This is a genomic window from Aquimarina sediminis (genome assembly GCF_002895435.1).
GTDB classification, from domain to species: domain Bacteria; phylum Bacteroidota; class Bacteroidia; order Flavobacteriales; family Flavobacteriaceae; genus Aquimarina; species Aquimarina sediminis.
On the sequence record NZ_POYJ01000010.1, the window covers coordinates 40533 to 59253 of the forward strand.

The 18721-nt window shown below is 34.7% G+C and carries 13 protein-coding genes; 6 read left to right on the forward strand and 7 right to left on the reverse strand.

Annotated features, from left to right (window positions below; all coding sequences use genetic code 11):
• Positions 1-65 precede the first annotated feature (65 nt).
• On the reverse strand, positions 66-1019 hold the full coding sequence (locus C1X07_RS18590) for a GSCFA domain-containing protein (RefSeq protein WP_103071543.1): 954 nt from the start codon (positions 1017-1019) through the stop codon (positions 66-68).
• Between the two features lie 57 nt (positions 1020-1076).
• Positions 1077-3704 carry an alanine--tRNA ligase gene (gene alaS / locus C1X07_RS18595; protein ID WP_103071544.1) on the reverse strand — a complete coding sequence of 876 codons (2628 nt, stop codon included), beginning with the start codon at positions 3702-3704 and terminating at the stop codon, positions 1077-1079.
• 204 nt (positions 3705-3908) lie between these two features.
• On the opposite strand from alaS, the gene C1X07_RS18600 reads away from it, so the two are divergent.
• Genes C1X07_RS18600 through C1X07_RS18610 form a run of 3 tightly spaced genes read left to right on the forward strand, consistent with a single transcriptional unit; the run spans position 3909 to position 6332 of the window.
• A complete protein-coding gene (locus C1X07_RS18600; RefSeq protein ID WP_103071545.1) occupies positions 3909-4886 on the forward strand; it encodes a M23 family metallopeptidase in 978 nt (325 codons plus the stop codon).
• A 6-nt stretch (positions 4887-4892) separates the two neighbouring features.
• Positions 4893-5999, forward strand: coding sequence for a CapA family protein (locus C1X07_RS18605; RefSeq protein ID WP_103071546.1), 1107 nt, complete (start codon positions 4893-4895; stop codon positions 5997-5999).
• A gap of 3 nt (positions 6000-6002) precedes the next feature.
• A complete protein-coding gene (locus tag C1X07_RS18610) occupies positions 6003-6332 on the forward strand; it encodes a MerR family transcriptional regulator (protein WP_103071547.1) in 330 nt (109 codons plus the stop codon).
• Between the two features lie 53 nt (positions 6333-6385).
• Here the strand turns inward: C1X07_RS18610 and der are convergent, their stop codons facing one another.
• Positions 6386-7693, reverse strand: a complete 1308-nt coding sequence (gene der / locus C1X07_RS18615; protein WP_103071548.1) for a ribosome biogenesis GTPase Der — start codon at positions 7691-7693, stop codon at positions 6386-6388.
• 357 nt (positions 7694-8050) lie between these two features.
• Positions 8051-8932, reverse strand: a complete 882-nt coding sequence (era, locus tag C1X07_RS18620) for a GTPase Era (RefSeq protein WP_103071549.1) — start codon at positions 8930-8932, stop codon at positions 8051-8053.
• Between the two features lie 222 nt (positions 8933-9154).
• On the opposite strand from era, the gene C1X07_RS18625 reads away from it, so the two are divergent.
• Positions 9155-11167, forward strand: a complete 2013-nt coding sequence (locus tag C1X07_RS18625; RefSeq protein ID WP_241507286.1) for an OmpA family protein — start codon at positions 9155-9157, stop codon at positions 11165-11167.
• A 43-nt stretch (positions 11168-11210) separates the two neighbouring features.
• Here the strand turns inward: C1X07_RS18625 and C1X07_RS18630 are convergent, their stop codons facing one another.
• From C1X07_RS18630 to C1X07_RS18640, 3 genes are all read right to left on the reverse strand, one after another.
• A complete protein-coding gene (locus tag C1X07_RS18630) occupies positions 11211-12560 on the reverse strand; it encodes an alanine/glycine:cation symporter family protein (protein ID WP_103071550.1) in 1350 nt (449 codons plus the stop codon).
• Between the two features lie 218 nt (positions 12561-12778).
• Complete coding sequence (locus tag C1X07_RS18635) at positions 12779-13252, reverse strand: RNA methyltransferase (RefSeq protein ID WP_103071551.1); 474 nt, start codon at positions 13250-13252, stop codon at positions 12779-12781.
• 301 nt (positions 13253-13553) lie between these two features.
• Entirely contained in the window at positions 13554-14396 is an 843-nt protein-coding gene (locus C1X07_RS18640) for an N-acetylmuramidase domain-containing protein (protein WP_103071552.1), read from the reverse strand.
• Positions 14397-14899: 503 nt separating this feature from the next.
• Between C1X07_RS18640 and C1X07_RS18645 the strand changes: the two genes are divergently transcribed.
• Both C1X07_RS18645 and C1X07_RS18650 read left to right on the forward strand, forming a co-directional pair.
• Complete coding sequence (locus C1X07_RS18645) at positions 14900-15472, forward strand: hypothetical protein (protein WP_103071553.1); 573 nt, start codon at positions 14900-14902, stop codon at positions 15470-15472.
• A gap of 185 nt (positions 15473-15657) precedes the next feature.
• On the forward strand, positions 15658-18717 hold the full coding sequence (locus tag C1X07_RS18650; RefSeq protein WP_103071554.1) for a sensor histidine kinase: 3060 nt from the start codon (positions 15658-15660) through the stop codon (positions 18715-18717).
• The last annotated feature ends 4 nt before the right edge of the window (positions 18718-18721 follow it).

An 18721-nucleotide genomic window follows, 5' to 3' on the forward strand; every position in this document is an offset into this window, starting at 1 on the left:
TTAGTAAAATGAAAGAGGTTGCTTTTTAGGCAACCTCTTTTATTTTATGTACTACTTGTAATTATTTACTTAGCCCAAACAATATGAGGGTGCTCTTGCTGGAGTTGATACTTTTTTAGTTCTATTTTTTTCAAAAAAAGCTGATATTGCTCACTCTTAGGATTAAAAGGTCTATGCGACATCCCTTTTTCAACTTCTTCTACCCTACTCATTGTCTTCGATGTTTCTTCTGAAACCCAAACCCCTAAAAGGCGCTCCCAAATATACTGTACAGCTACACTACTGGGATGAATCATATCTACGTCGTAGAACCTATAATCTCTAAGCTCATCCATCATGATTTCATATGAAGGAAAATAGCTTAAACCTTTATTCTGAGCTATGACCTGATGTATGGATGTAATTAGATGTGACTTACTTCTGTTATTTTCTACAAACCCATCTTTACTATGACGTACAGGTGAAACTGTAAAAATAATTTCTGCCAATGGATTAAGACTATGTATCAAATGGATACAGTTTTGAAGGCACTGATTGATTTCTTCAACAGACAGAAGTTCTTTATCAAAATCTCTTTGAGGAATTTTGTGGCAATTTGCCACAATCATATCCAAAGCTTTTAAGCGATATACCCAGGCAGTCCCCAAAGTAATAAAAATATGTGTTGCAGATTTAATTGTTTCTTGTGTGCTCTTTAACGCTTCATTCAAATTAGAAAGAGTTATATCTTTACTAGAATTACTTAGTGAAGAATGAGCATCAAAGCAATGCCATTGTTCATTAATATAAAACAGGTCTGTGTCTGTATATTGCTCCCCTTGTGTTGCCATCCAAAGAAATGTTTCTATCGCCTTAGGATGAAACAAAACACCAAACGGATTAATTCGATTTCGGAATTTATAATACTCGAACTTCTCACCTATACTATCCGCAAAACAAGACCCCAATAACATTATCTCAGCATTATAATCAATTTTTGGCTGTCGAGGCTGTAAGGGTATTTTTGTTTGTAGGTTCATAAGCTTTATAACTAAACTCTTATTCAAAAAGAAAAAGAGGGGGTATATTATACAAAATTATATATATTGTTTTGCATTTTCTAATGCTTCTTCAATACCTTTTGGATTCTTCCCTCCAGCCGTAGCAAAAAACGGTTGCCCGCCGCCGCCGCCTTGAATATATTTCCCTAATTCGCGAACCATTTGACCTGCATTGAGTTGTTTTTCTTCTACCAGGTTTTTAGAAATATAGCATGATAACAATGCTTTACCATTCTGGTCAGAACCAAACAAGACTACAATATTTTCTAGCTCACCTCCTAATTCAAAAGACAAATCTTTAATTCCGGCAGCATCTAGATCTACTTTTTTTGCCAAAAATTTAATACCATTTACCTCTTCAAACTCTGATTTAAGGTCACCTTTCAGGTTTTTGGCCTTATCTTTGAGTAATACCTCTACTTGTTTTTTTAATTTTGCATTTTCTTCCTGCAAAGAGGTTATTGTTTTTATAGGGTCTTTTGTCTTAAGTACCGCTTTAACCTGCCCATAGGCTTCAGATTGGGTAGTAAAATACTCCTTTGCCGCATCACCAGTAATTGCTTCTATTCTACGAATACCTGCCGCTATTGCGCTTTCGGATGTAATTTTAAAGTGCCAAATATTACCTGTATTATCAACATGAGTCCCTCCACAAAGCTCCATAGACTCTCCAAAGCGTATTGCTCTTACCTTATCTCCATATTTCTCTCCAAATAACGCTATTGCTCCTTCGGATATAGCTTGATCATAGGTAATACCTCGTTGTTCTTCTAATGGAAGTTGCTCTCTAACTCTGGCATTCACAAAATCTTCTACTGCTTTTAACTCTTCTGTAGTTACTTTGGCAAAGTGAGAGAAATCAAAACGCAAACTCCCACTATGTACCATAGATCCTTTTTGTTCTACATGAGTACCTAAGATTGCACGTAATGCCTGATGCATCAGATGTGTTGCAGTGTGATTAGAAGCAGATCTCGATCGTTGCTTAGAGTCTACAACGGCAGTCAGTGTCTCATCAATATGTTTTGGTAGATTTCTTGTAAAGTGAATAATAAGATTATTTTCTTTTTTGGTATCAATAATATACACTACATCTCCATTAGGCACCTCCAGATACCCTTTATCTCCAACCTGTCCTCCTCCTTCGGGGTAAAAAGGTGTTTTATCAAACACTAGTTGATATAATTCACCGTCTTTCTTACTATCGACCTTACGATAACGGGTAACTTTTACATTTGCCGTAAGATGATCATATCCTATAAAATCCTCTGTAGTACTGTCTGCCAATACATTCCAATCTCCTGCAGATATTTGTGAAGCTGCTCTAGATCGATTTTTTTGTTTCTGTAATTCTTCTTTAAATACGTCTTTCTCATAACTATACCCTTGTTCACTTAGAATCAAAGAAGTCAAATCTTCAGGAAAGCCATACGTATCATATAATTCAAAAGCTTTTTCTCCAGACACCACTTTGCCATTGGTGTTTTTAATAACATTTTCTAACAAAACTAACCCTTGATCTAAAGTTCTTAAAAAAGATAATTCTTCTTCTTTAATAACATTAATAATTAGATCTTTCTGGGCTTTTAATTCTGGAAAAGCACTTCCCATTTGTTTGCTTAGTGTCTCTACCAGCTTATAAATAAATGGTTCTTTGGTATTCAAAAAAGTAAAGCCATATCTAATTGCTCTTCTCAAGATTCTACGAATCACATATCCTGCACCTGTATTACTTGGCAATTGTCCATCTGCAATAGAAAAGGATACTGCTCTTACATGATCAGCAATCACACGAATAGCTACACTTACTTTACCATCTTGATTTGAAGGCAAGCTATTTTTATCATAGGTAGAGTTTGTAATGGTTTCTATCTCTCTAATTAAAGGTGTAAAAACATCTGTATCATAATTAGACTTTACCCCTTGTAACACCATACATAATCGCTCAAACCCCATTCCTGTATCTACATGCTGTGCGGGTAGTTTTTCTAGAGATCCATTTGCTTTTCTGTTATACTGCATAAAAACCAGGTTCCAGATCTCTACTACCTGCGGATGATCAGCATTTACCAAATCACGTCCAGGGGTTTTAGCTTTTTCTTCTTCAGAACGAATATCCACATGAATCTCTGAGCAAGGTCCACAAGGTCCTTGATCTCCCATCTCCCAGAAATTATCCTTTTTATTCCCCATAATGATCCGATCTTCTGGAACAATAGCTTTCCAAAGGTCATAAGCTTCGTTATCCATATCCAGATTTTCATCTTTTGCTCCTTCAAAAACAGAGACATACAATATATCTTTATCTATACCATAGACTTCAGTCAATAGCTCCCATGCCCAATGAATTGCCTCTTTCTTAAAATAATCTCCAAAACTCCAATTCCCCAACATTTCAAACATAGTATGATGATACGTATCCATACCTACCTCTTCTAAGTCATTATGCTTACCACTTACTCGTAAGCACTTTTGCGTATCAGTCAGCCTATTGTTTTTTGGAGTACCATTTCCTAAAAAGAATTCTTTGAACTGGTTCATCCCAGCATTTGTAAACATCAAAGTAGGGTCATCTTTGATCACCATTGGTGCAGAAGGCACTACATCGTGTTTTTTTGTTTTAAAAAACTCTAAAAATTGATTTCTTATTTCTTGGGATTTCATGAATTCTATTTATTACTTTTTCGAGACAAACCTATTGACACAATTGCAATCATAATTTTACGTTGTTCTTATGAAAAGATTTTAAATCGATATTTGTCAGTTTTTTCTGGACTTTGCAACAATTTATTATATTTGTTGCGATGTCTTGATTCTTTACGAATTATACATTGGTAAATATCCTGCAAAAATAGCATATTTTAAATTATGTCAAAGGTTAAATATTACTATGATAGTGACACGCTTTCTTATCGCCGAATAGAGCAAAAGAAAGGACGTAAGTTTGGTATCGCTGCGCTAGGAGTTATTGGCGCTTTTTTAGCTGGTTTTATTCTTCTTCTTATTTATTTGAATATCCCTCAACTAGAAACACCTAAAGAAAAAGCTTACAAAAGAGAGCTTGAAAACATGCAGCTTCAGTATGATTTAATGAATAAACGGTTAGATCGTGATGAAAATATCTTAAGAGAAATCGCAGAACGTGATGACAATATATATCGATTATATTTTGGAGCTAATCCTATCCCTGAAGAGTTACGTAATGCAGGATTCGGGGGAGTAAACAGGTATAAAAATCTGGAAGGGTTTAATAATTCTGATATCATTATTGAGAGCAGTGAACGAATCGATAAGCTTACCAAACAGATTGTAGTACAATCTAAATCTCTTGATGAAATTGCTGCTTTGGCAGAGCAAAAAGAAGAACTATTAGCCACAATACCGGCTATCCAACCCATACAAAATTCTGATTTAAAACGAATGGCTTCTGGATATGGATGGAGAAGTGATCCGTTTACTAAGGCAAGAAAATTTCATTATGGAATGGATTTTTCTGCAAACACAGGAACTCCTGTGTATGCTTCTGGTACTGGAGTAGTAACTCGTGCAGATGCTAATTCTTCTGGTTACGGAAAACATATTCGTATTGACCACGGCTTTAATTATGTTAGCTTATATGCTCATTTAAGTAAATATAATGTAGAAAAAGGTCAAAAAGTAAATCGAGGTGATGTTATTGGTTATGTTGGTAGTACAGGAAGATCAGTAGCTCCTCATCTTCATTATGAAATCTTTAAAGACGGGGAACGTATTAATCCTCGTAATTTTTATTACGGAAGTTTAACTTCTGAAGAGTTTAGCGAAATGCTAAAAGCCTCTAATCTAATTAATGAAACTCTAGACTAAACATCAATGCGCAAATTATTTCTTCTTGTATTCATTTTTGGTTTCTGTTCAACAATACAAGCTCAAAAATATTCAAAAGAAGTCCTGGATTCTATGCTTGTTATTGTTCAAACCACAAAACAAAAACTAGCAAAACCAAAGTATATTAAAGTCATGGCGGTTGGTGACATCATGATGGGTACCGATTTCCCAAACAAAACGTATCTACCACCAAAAGGGAAAGGACCTTTTGATGACGTTAATTCTATTCTTACTCAAGCTGATATCCTTTTTGGAAACCTAGAAGGTACACTTACTGATGAAGGAGAAAATGCCAAAAGATGCTCTGATCCTTCAAAATGCTATTCTTTTAGATCTCCAGAATATTTTGGAAAATATCTTGAAGAAACGGGGTTTGATGTTATGAGCATTGCTAACAACCATATTGGAGATTTTGGCGCTATTGGCATTAAAAATACGTCTAAAACTCTTGAAAAACACAATATCGCTTATGCAGGAGTCTTTGCTCAACCGTCTACAATTTTTGAAAAAGATGGAATAACGTACGGATTTTGCGCTTTTGCCCCAAATAAAGATTGTGTAAAAATTCATAACTTAACAAATGCTAAAAAAATTGTAACCGAACTCAAACAAAAGGTAGATATTGTGATTGTTTCTTTTCACGGTGGTGCAGAAGGCTTAAAGCACACTCATGTTCCCAGAAAAACAGAACGTTTTTATGGAGAAGACCGAGGTAATGTTTATCGTTTTGCTCATACAATGATCGATGCTGGTGCTGATATTATTTTAGGACATGGTCCGCATGTCTCGAGGGCTTTTGAAGTATATAAAAATAAGTTTATAGCGTATAGCCTTGGTAATTTTTGCACCTATTCCAGATTTAGCTTAGGTGGTATCAAAGGTTATGCTCCTATTGCAGAAATTGAAATCAACACCCAAGGTGATTTCATTAAAGGTAAGCTTCATTCTGCCAAGCAAATAGATGAAATCTATCCCTTTATGGATGAGAAAAAAGGTGCATTAAAAGCTATCAAACAGTTAACAGAAGAAGATTTTCCTGAAAGCAAAATTATTTTTGAGGAAGACGGAAGTTTTATGCAGCAAAAAGAATAATATATGTATGTAGACTTGCCCAGAAAAATGTATTATAGCATCGGCGAAGTAGCCGAAGCATTTAGTGTAAATGCCTCTTTAATTCGGTTTTGGGAAAAAGAGTTTGACATCATAAAGCCTAAAAAAAATGCTAAGGGTAATCGAAAATTCACTCCCGAGGATATCAAAAATCTTGAATTAATATACCATCTGGTAAAAGAACGCGGATTTACCTTAGAAGGTGCCAAAATACATCTCAAAGAGCAAAAACAAGAAGCTCTAGATAGTTTTGACATCATCAGAAAACTAGAATCTATAAAAGGGCAATTACTTAAAATTAAGGAACAATTATAGCTCTCTTAATTTTGACACAATAAACTACTACCAATCATCCAATTACTAAGATCTTATTTCTTCCTTAAATAAACCGATACAGGTACTCCATGAAAATCAAATTCTTTACGTAGTTGATTTTCAAGAAATCGCTTATATGGATCTCTGATATATTGCGGCAAATTACAGAAAAAAGCAAATTGAGGTTGCGGCGTGGGTAACTGTGTAATGTACTTTATTTTTACATACTTCCCTTTATAAGCCGGAGGTGGATTATTTTCAATAATAGGTAATAAAACATCATTAAGCTCACTTGTCTTAATTTTCTTAGATCTATTTTTATATACCTCTACCGCCGTTTCAATAGCCTTAAATATTCTTTGTTTTGTTAATGCAGAAATAAAGACAATTGGAACATCTGTAAAGGGCTCTATCTCTCTACGAATATATTTTTCAAAATCCTTTAATGTGTTGCTTTCTTTGTTTTCGACAAGATCCCATTTATTTACTAGAATCACTACTCCCTTTCGATTGCGCTCGGCCAACCAAAATATGTTCTGAACTTGCCCATCAAATCCTCTGGTTGCATCTAGAACTATTAAACATACATCGCTATGCTCAATAGCACGAACCGATCGCATAACGGAGTAAAATTCTAAATCCTCTTTCACTTTAGACTTACGTCGTATTCCAGCCGTATCTACTAGATTAAATTCAAATCCAAAACGATTGTATTTGGTATCTATAGCATCACGTGTTGTTCCTGCAATATCAGTAACTATATACCTATCTTCACCAATCAAGGCGTTAATAAAAGAAGATTTTCCGGCATTAGGTCTTCCTACTACAGCAAATCTTGGTAATTCATCATCTATTTCTTCTTCCTTTTCTGGTAACGCCTTAACTAACTCGTCCAAAAGCTCACCTGTACCACTTCCATTAATACTAGCAATAGTATAATACTCTCCCAGACCTAAATTGTAAAATTCAACTGCATTTGTCGCTCTCTGACCGTTATCTACCTTATTAACAACCAAAAATACAGGTTTGTCTACTTTTCGTAACAGATTAGCTACATCTTGATCCATTCCTGTTATTCCTGATTCTACATCAACCATAAAGATAATTGCATCTGCCTCATCTATAGCCAATTCTACTTGCTTATCTATTTCGGCTTCAAAAACATCATCACTACCTACCACATAACCTCCGGTATCTATCAATGAAAACTCTACTCCATTCCAATCACTTTTCCCATAATGCCTATCACGGGTTACCCCACTCACTGCATCTACGATAGCTTCTCTTCTTTGAATTAACCTATTAAAAAATGTTGATTTTCCAACATTAGGCCTCCCCACAATTGCTACTATACCACTCATTGATCTCTATTCTAAAATTTTGTGCAAAATTAGACTTTTTATTTTAGCAATACTACAAATGTTTTGATTTGATTACTAATGGTAGGTTAGAAAAAACAAAAAGCCCAAAGGCCAATGTTTCAGGCCGATGGAGCTTTTCATAATTGATAGTCAGTCAGTGAAATAATTACTTATGCCAAATATACCACCTAATGTAGTCAAGTTGGTTACTGTAAAACAACAAAGTTTTTATGGAAGTTGTTTAGCTTTATATTTTTACGGTTTACCCGTTTTTAAAACACACACAACCACCTAATTAACAAAAAGTTACAGTTTAACCACTATGTTTTATCAATTGCGATTTTAGTATAAAAACAATCAATTATTATAACCAAATCGTTTTAATTGACGCTCATTACTTCGCCAATTTTTATTGATCTTTACATAAAGCTCTATATGTATTTTTTTTCCAAAGAATTTTTCAAGCTCTTTACGTGCTTCGACACCTACTCTTTTTAATGCTGAACCTTTATGCCCTATAATAATTCCTTTTTGAGAATCTCTTTCTACCATAATCACAGAACGGATTCTGATAATATCCTCATCCTCAATAAATTCTTCTGTCTCAATTTCAACAGAATAAGGGATTTCCTTTTTATAGTGTAGTAATATTTTTTCTCTAATGGCTTCATTTACAAAAAAACGCTCTGGCTTATCTGTCAATTGATCTTTTGGATAAAACGCAGGTGATTCTGGCAACAACTCTACTATTCGATCAAAGACCTCTCTTACATTAAAGTTTTTGAGTGCCGATATAGGGTAAATTTCAGCATTTGGAACTTTTTGAGCCCAAAATTGTACTTGCTCCTCTAATTGTTCTTGATTAGACTCGTCTATTTTATTCAGCAATAAAAGAATTGGGATTTCCGCATTTGTTATTTTATTAAAAAACGCTTCATTTTTCAATTCTTTTTCTCCAATCTCTACCATATAGATTAGTATATCTGCATCTTCAAACGCAGATTTCACAAAATCCATCATTGATTCCTGAAGCTCGTAGGCAGGTTTTATAATTCCTGGAGTATCAGATAAAATTACCTGAAAATCATCACCATTTACAATTCCCAAAATACGATGCCTAGTTGTTTGGGCCTTAGAAGTAATGATAGACAACTTCTCTCCTATAAAAGCATTCATTAAAGTAGATTTCCCCACATTAGGGTTACCTATAATATTGACAAAACCAGCCTTGTGAGCCATATAATTAAATTTGGGACAAAGGTAAATTAATATTCAATAAGTAAACCATAGATCATAGGATTATTACGTAATCTGAATTTTATACTAGTATTCTTTTACAAAGTTTGCCCTTAAAAATGTGTTTAAAATTAACATATTAACTCTTTTTTTCTTAAATTTAATCCCAAACGTTTTCGAATACCCCGAGAAAACAAGTTTTTCACTGTTAAATATCGGCATCATTTGGAAAAATATCTATTAGTTTCTATCCGCACAATTACAAAGAGAAATTTCTTCTCACTATTCTTAGCTCTTTTATTCTCATTAAAACTATGTTCTCAAAACCAAGATAGTCGTATCACCAAAGCAGACGAAAGTTTTAATGCATTTGCATATGTAGATGCAAGAGCGATCTATTTGGATGTAGCGCAAAAAGGGTATTCTTCTTCGAACCTATATTCAAAACTAGCAGACTCATACTATTTCACTGGGGATCTTGAAGATTCTGTGCAATGGTATGAAAAACTAATTCAGACCTATCCCCAAGATTTAAATCCAGAATATCTCTTTAGATATGCTCAGAGTCTAAAAAGTGTTGAACGCTACAGTGAAGCAGATACAATAATGGATCAGTTTTATGCCATTACTGGAAATGATAAACGGGCTAAATCTTTTATAGAAAAAAGAAATTATTTGGACTTTATAGAAATGCAATCTGGAAAATTCGACATTTTCCCATTAAGCATTAATTCCAAAAATTCGGAATATGCTCCTAGTTTTAATAATAAAAATCAAATTGTTTTTGCTTCATCCAGAAGTAAAAACACTAATGAATCAAAACTTCATAAATGGAATAAGATGCCTTTTTTGGATATTTATTCTTCTGACATTCTAGAAGATAAGATTACGCTAGGAAAACCTGTAAAACTAAAAGGAAAGATAAACACCAAATTTCATGAGTCGTCTACCAGTTTTAGCAAAGATGGGAATACGGTATATTTTTCAAGAAACAACTATACCGATAACAAATTAGGAACCAATAAAAAAGGAGTCGTCTTATTAAAAATATATAGAGCTTCGCTAATAGATGGCAGGTGGACTAACATAGTCGAATTACCATTTTGCAGTAATGACTATTCGGTTTCTCATCCTTCTTTGAGTGCAGATGGCAACAAACTTTACTTTGCCAGTGATATGCCTGGTAGCATTGGGCAATCAGATGTATTTGTTGTCGATGTTCTGGGAAAAGGGAGATACGGCAAGCCCAAAAACCTGGGTAGCAGTATCAATACTGAAGGTCGAGAGACCTTTCCTTACATTAGTGACAGTGGTAGGTTGTATTTTTCTAGTGATGGACATGTTGGGCTTGGTGGGCTAGATATTTTTGTTGCTGTCCCTGACAAATTAGGTTTTTCAACTGCTTTTAATGTTGGAAAACCTGTAAACAGCTCTAAGGATGATTTTACTTTTGTACTTAATGAAGATACCAAAATTGGATATTTTGCCAGTAATAGAAGAGGTGGTAAAGGAAATGATGACATTTATAGTTTTAAACAAGTAGAAGAGCTAATCACCTCTTGCAAACAGTATATCGAAGGTACAATCACTAATAGCGAAACAGAACAAATACTTGTTGGAGCGAATGTTGTACTACTAAATGACAATGGCAATATAATAGATCAGACAACTACTGATGAAGAAGGAAAATATAAATTCGATGCTACCTGTAATATCCAATATATTGTTAGAACACAGCTCGATGGATTTATAACTAAAGATAGTGCTCTGGAGACTACAGATGTTTTTGAATTTGTGCATGAATTGCCTATATCATTGTTACGTGTAAAAGACGATATTCTGCCCACTTCTGTTGAAGTTAATCTTGGCGATGATCTAGCAAAGGTATTACAATTAGATCCTATCTATTTTAGTCTTGATGATTCAGAAATTAGCTCAGATGCCGAAGTTGAACTTCAAAAAATTATTTCTATAATGAATAGATATCCTGAGCTAAAAATAGAAGTTAGATCGCATACCGATAGTAGATCAAGCTATTGGTATAACAAAAGGCTAAGTGTTAAGCGAATGAGAGCTACCATACGATACTTAGTGAGAAAAGGTGAGATTAGCTGGAGACGTATACGAGGTAAAGCTTATGGCGAAAGGAAATTGATAAATAAATGTGCTAATGATGTGCCTTGTACCGAAGAAGAACATCAGGAAAACAGAAGAAGTGAGTTTATTGTAAAAGAGTAAGCTATACAAAAACCACTTACTATATCTTCCTTATAAAACAGTATTACTTAGAAGATTTTAGGCTCTTAAAATAAATTTTTGCTTTAGCATTAACTCTGGGAGCAAGTAACAAACCAGAAATCACAGTAGGAATTGCCATTATTGCAAAAACACTATCTATAAGGTTAATTGCAAACTCTATTTTGACAACCGCCGCAATTATAATGGATAGTATATATATATAGTTATAATATTTTCCGTACTTGGGTTGCGTCAAAAAGCCTAAGCATGTTGTTCCATAATGTGAATATGAAAACAATGTCGAAAGCCCAAACACCAATACCATAATGGCTACTACAACATCTCCCAATCCGTATGGCAAAACAGAATTAAAAGCTTCTAAAGTAAGAGAAATTCCATTATCATTAGTAGTTCTCCATACCCCTGTAGAAAGTATTGCCAGAGCTGTTAATGTGCAGACCAATAATGTATCTATTGCAGGACCGATCATTGCCACTAACCCCTCTCTAACGGGTTCATTAGTTTTGGCTGTACCATGCATCATAGGTGCTGTTCCTATACCCGCTTCATTAGAAAAGGCAGCTCTTTTTACCCCGGTCTTAATCAAATACCCTAAAGCCCCTCCTGCTGCAGCTTTTCCTGAAAACGCATCAGAAAAAATTAACTGAAACATTTCTGGTATCTTATCTACTTGTAACACCAAAATAGTAATAACAGTTATAAAATATAATACAACCATAAAAGGAACCAACCTACTTGCCACAACACCAATCCTCTTGATTCCTCCCAAAATCACTAGTGAGGCTATCGCCGCCAAAACAATTCCGATATACCATTTATCAGAATCGTTCCAATCAAAAACATCTACTAATGTTTGTGTTAGTTGGTTTGCCGTAAAAGCAGGAAGCGTACCCACCAACCCTGCCAGCGCAAATAGTATTGCCAAGGGCTTCCAATGCCCACCAAGCCCTTTGGTGATTACATACATGGGACCACTAAGCAATGTTCCTTTCTCATCCTCTGACCGATACATTACTGCAAGCGTGCAAGTATAAAACTTGGTAGCCATACCGATTAAAGCACTAATCCACATCCAAAACACAGCGCCAGGACCACCCATAACTATAGCTACAGCCACACCACTAATATTTCCCATACCAACTGTAGCAGCAATCGCAGATGAGAGTGCCTGAAAATGACTTAGTTGACCAGGAGCATGTTCATCATCATACTTACCACTAAGCACCTCTATAGCATGTTTGAAATATAAAAAAGGAGTAAATCTAGAATAGATTAGAAAGAAGAGACCTCCTCCAACAAGTAATACCAACAAAGGCCAATCCCAAACCCAGGAACTAAAATAGGCAACAAAATCTTCTACTATTGTAAACATAGGCTTTAAAGTTAGTAACAATACTACAATTTATTCTTTGCATTAAAAAAATAATATCAAAAAGCTAAATACTAGAACGATGTAAACTTTTCTTATTAAAAAAAAGCTGAATCTGTTCATATTAAAAAGTCATCTTATACGATAGAAGGTAAAAAAAGACGTTCGGGAAGGTCTCTTGGGCTAAGCAGGTAATAAAAACAACCGACTAGATTAAAAAATTAACTTGAAGCTCGTATAAACCTAGGTTTATCAATCCCTCGATCATACATAATGATACTTCCGGCTACAGCAACGTTAAGACTAAGTTCGGATGTAAACTTAACCAGAAACTGTGATTTTTCTATTGCTTTCTTAGACAACCCATGGTCTTCGGCTCCTAACAAATACACACAACGTTTTGGGTGATTAAAAGTCTCTAATGATTGTGCGCTATCTGTCAATTCTACTCCTACCAGCATAGCGCCCTTTGGCATGTGCTTATAAAAATCTTCGAATGTATCATAATGAAAATAAGGCATTGACTTAACTGCATTATGAGTATCACTGGCTTGCTTGGCGTAGCGATTACCAATAGTAAAAATAAAACTAGCCCCCATATTTTGGGCAGAACGCCAGAGGACTCCAAGGTTCTCAGGTGTTTTACCATTTTGAATCCCTATCCCAAAAAACTCATTTTCAAAATTATCAATCATAAAGCAAAAGTATAAAACCTTTGTATAATGACATTAACATTTTGATACTAGCTTTTATCTTCTTGCACGATGACATGACTATTTCGGTAATTGCCGGAAGTTCTTGCACGATGACATGAACATTTCGGGAGTTGCCGGAAGCTATTGCACAGTGACAGGAACGTTTCGGCAGTTGCCGGAAGCTATTGCACAGTGACAGGAACGTTTCGGCAGTTGCCGGAAGCTATTGCACAGTGACAGGAACATTTCGGCAGTTGCCGGAAACTCTTGCACGATGACATCTTGGGTTTTATTAAAACATTTAGGTATTACTATACTTTTCATAAGCCTTTTTAAGCTTAGTATCATACTTATTCTTCTTATAACCTGCGCCATTATACCCTTCGGCAAATCTCGCCCAATTCTTCTCCTTGATCCAATCCACTAATTTTTCTCCTTTAAAAGAGGTAATTGATATAAATCTACCAAAGGCTTTAAGCTGCTCTCTTTCATGATCATACATTTCTGAAACAAAATGGTCTATCGAAGAATATCCAAGAGCTTCATAATGAAACCCCATGATCTGAAAGGATCCCCATGAAGCTGAGCAATAAGCGGCTTCATGAAAAGCTGATATATCCGACATTCCAGCTGCCTTCTCTAAACGATCATATTCGCCTGCACCTCCTTTATAATGTGTTTTGGTCCATTTTTTATAGAGCACATCTTTTGTTTGCTCAGTAAGGTATTGCGATGGAAAAACCCCTCGTTTTTCTAATTGTCGCCAAAAAACATGCCCTTCGAATAAAATTCTTGGTCTTCCATCTACCAAAAAACCCTTACCATTACTCTCTATTTCATTCACTGCTTTTACCATTGCCAATTCTAACCCCAGTCGATTTGCAAAATCCATAATATCTTGCTCTGACAAAAGTTTATCATTAAAAGCTGTGAGGTCTTTTTTTACTTCAATTAATTTGGACCATGTTTTAAGCCCTACAATTCCATCAATTACAAGATTGTGTTTCTTTTGAAAATCTTTAACGGCTTGATCTGTATCTTTTCCAAAAAAATCAGACACATAGACCTGATAGCCGAGTTGGGTTAATATCTCTTCCAAAAAATGGACATCCTGCCCGCTAGAGCGATAACGTATTGTTTTCATGTGCGTATGTTTTATAGTTTTAAATTGGTACGTTTCGATTTTATTTTACACATGGCTATCATCATCTATTGATCTCCAGATATTTTTTTACATCTGACAAAACATTGTTCTATTACTATCCAAAAAGTATAGTAGCCCTATTTTTCTTAAAACATCAAGAAAAAAGTGTTTATTATAACGAGATTACAAGGGAAAACTTGTTAAAAAAGAATTTTAAATCTATATTTTTTTATAGAAGTAATCCCTGTGAAGATACAAAAAATAGAGAAGTCAACTAATAACATCAGGCGATTTTGCGTTCTGAAAACCTCTCACAAGATTCTTTAAAATGGTAATAAAGTAATATCTCTATTACATCATTATTTTGCATCAAAATTCAGTTTATCAATTTTTATTCAAAACGAATTCTAATTGAATCATTACGAATACTAAAAAGGTGTCATTTATAATTGCCTTAGGAATTACTTTTACCCTCAAGATAGCCAACCTCAAAATACGCTGTTATGAAAAATGTTGCCATAATCATTATTTTATTTCAAAGTTTTCAAGGTATCAATGCTCAGAAAGTTTTTACTAAAACCCAAGATTTTTTGGTAACTACCAGAATTATGGATCAGGGGAAAGAACACCCCTCATATGTTATTAACCTGATTCATTCTGGAGAAGAGGGCGACAAAGTATCCTCTCTAACTATTAATGATACAGAGCTTTTTGAGGACGTCTTTATAACCGCCTTAGAAAACCCTGGACTAGAAGGGGTTTCTAAGGTGATTAAGATGGAAGTTGAATATCTGGCGTGCTGTGCCCATGTAGAAGCATATTACTATATGCTCAAAGAGGATAACACTATTGTATCGTTACCTGAGCTTAATAATGTGTATTGCGAGAATTCTAATACTGATTTTCAATACATATTCCCGAATCAAGAATATGGTATTAAAGGAAATATATTACAAACACAGACATTCTATAAAGGAACATCTGAAGATATTAAATACGTAAATTTAAAACAAAGCTTAACCTGGAATGATGGCGCTATCGGCGATTACAAGACGACTGCTATCACCGGATACTGATTAATAATTAACACTCATAAACTCAACTAATTCAAAATTAATCTGATAAACAAAAAGGGGGAAACTTTTGTTTATTATACCGACCCGCTTTTACCGGCGGAGTCGGTTTTTTATATTTAAGTTATTTACACCTCTAATCAAAAATCAGTTTGATTATATTTGTTATCAACCAGACTCATTTCTTCGTGAACTTAAACTGTGTAATCACCAATTTTTTTATAGTACTGATATCAACATGTATCGGTTCATTATCTGCACAAAACAATCAACTAAGAGCATATACACTAGAGGATGGGTTACCACAGTCACAAGTTTATGATATTATTCAGGATGAAATTGGGTATCTGTGGTTAGGTACACAGGGAGGAGGGCTTTGTAGGTTTAATGGAGATGAGTTTAAAATCTGGAATGAGAATGATGGGTTGCAATCCAATTATATTAATGCTCTGGCACTGGTACAAGACAGCCTTTTTATAGGTACAAAAAATGGACTTAGTATAAAAACAAAAAATAAATTCTCTAATCTCGAAGGGCCACGGATTAATAAAATATGCCTAATTGAAAATAAAGTCTATCTAGCGACTAACATAGGAATTTATCAGTATCGCAAAAACCTAGGCTTGGTTAAGATAAACCTTAATCCCAAAATCAACACTAGTATTATTAGTGACATTGTTTTTGACAATAAGTTATTTTGGGTCGCCACCAATAAGGGCTTATGGAAATTAAGTGACATAAAACAAAATGCTAATATCATCGAAAGACATAGCCCGTACAATTTTACAGCGGCAATCTTTCATAATAATAAAATCTTTGCAGCTTCTTTTATCCATGGTGTTCTGGTATTAAATACAAATGGAAAATCATATGGTAATCACTGGATTAAACAACCGGTAAGGGTAACCGATATTTCTTTGCATAATGACAACGAATTATGGTTTACCACAGATAATGAAGGAATCACAATACTAAATTCTGAAAAATACACGCTTAAAAAGAAAATTAACCGTAATAGCGGTCTAGCCGTTTCGCATACCAGAAAAAGTATTCTTGATCGCCAGTCGAACATTTGGATAGCTACATCTGGGGGAGGGTTTTATAAATACTTTCAAAATAACTTTGTACACTATGATCAGAATACGGGTCTAAAAAGCAATCGGGTATACGCCGTACATACAGCCAAAAATGGCATATGGGCTTCAAATTCTGAATCTGGATTAGTAAAGATTGATTCTCTTGGGATTCACCATATCCCACAAGAAGAAGGTTTATCAGAAGTAAAAATCAAAACCATCACCAGTGATACTTCTGGTAATATTTGGGTCGGTACCGAAGGAAAAGGGATTCTTTTTAAAGAGTTGAAGCAAGTTGACAGTATTGTTACAGACACCTTGGATACTCAGGGACTAGAAAATGACCCTATCATAATAACCGATACTATAACAACAACTATCACCACCAACCATATTATTGATAAAGATAAAGGTCTTTTATCAGATTGGATACGAGCAATACAGGTGATTGACAATACTGTTTGGGCTGCCTCATATTCGACAGGTATCACCAGATTTACCTATGACCAAAAAAAACGTAGTGTAAAATCCATAAAGAAATTCACTCAAAAAAGCGGCATTAAAGACCTACAGATCAGAGACATGAAACGAGATTCTATGGGTAATATTTGGTATGCTACCCAAAATGGTCATTTGGGATATATTAGAAAAAACAAAGTAACCCATCTCGGTAATGTTTTAAAGCAAAAAACAGCTATTAAAACACTTCTTTTTCACAAAAACACGCTCTTTATAGGCACCGAAGGAAGAGGAATTTGGTGGTCTAGTCTTGATGGCGATATCTCGTTTAAAAAACTAAAAGGAAGAAAAAGACCCTATTCTGATAATATTTATCAAATGATATTTGATGATAAAAATAATTTATGGGCAGGAAGTGAACGAGGCGTAGACAAGATAGAACTCAATCAATCAAATGATATTGTTGATGTATTACATTTTGGCAGGAATGATGGTTTTTTGGGTATAGAAACCTTTCATAATTCGGTTACCAAAGATAACGAAGGAAACCTCTGGTTTGGTGCAATATATGGTCTCACCAAATATGAACCCTCCGGAACTACCAAAGAAACAATTAAACCTAGTATTCATTTTGAAGATGTAGAAGTAGCCTACCGAAGTGTAGACTCTATTCAATTAAGTACATGGACCAATAGTGCTAAGGTTTTAAAACTTACTCCTAATCAAACTGAGCTATCATTTAGCTATATGACTATTGACCTTGATCATCCTGATGATGTAGAATATCGTTGGAGATTAAATAGTTCTGAGTGGAGTCCATGGTCATCAGATCATAAACAAAACCTTGCCGGACTAGCCTATGGGGCACATTCTTTTTCGGCACAGTCCAGAAATTATAGATGGGAAGAAAGTGACCCAATTGTTTTTAACTTTTTTATAGACAGTCCTATTTATGAAAAAGCCTGGTTTCAATTTTCTATATTAGGTCTAATCATACTTATAATCGGAGGATACGCATTGTCTTATATTCGACGAGTAAAACAAAAAAATAAGGAAGAACGTAACCGTTTGCAAATGCAGAATCATTTACTCTCTCTAGAACAAAAGGCTCTACGCTTACAAATGAATCCGCATTTTATATTTAATGTACTTAATGGCATAAAAGCAATGGGTACCAGCAACCCCAGTCGTATGAATACAACAATAAATACATTTGCTGTATTACTTAGAGAAACCTTATATAACTCTAGAAAAGATGATATTACATTGGATCAGGAAATACAAACATTAAAACATTATGTAGAGATAGAACAATTGATGGCCAACAAGCCTTTTACCTATACTATTACTATAGACTCTGACCTAGATCCCGAAGAAATCCTTATCCCTCCAATGCTAATTCAACCTTTTGTCGAAAATGCTGTTAGGCATGGTATCTTGAAAGGAAGTCGAGATGGTGAGCTAAAAATACAATTTCATACTACCGAAGATTTTTTACATTGTACAGTTATAGATAATGGGCAAGGTATTTTTCAATCACAAAAAAACAAAATCAAAACAGATCATCAATCTATGGCACTCACGGTGACTCGAGAGCGACTAGAATCGATTTCAGGAAAAGACTCTTTACACATAAAAGAGATTCTCAAAAATGACAATTCTGTAGCCGGAACCGAGATCACTTTTAAAATACCTTTACAAACCGACTATTAAAATT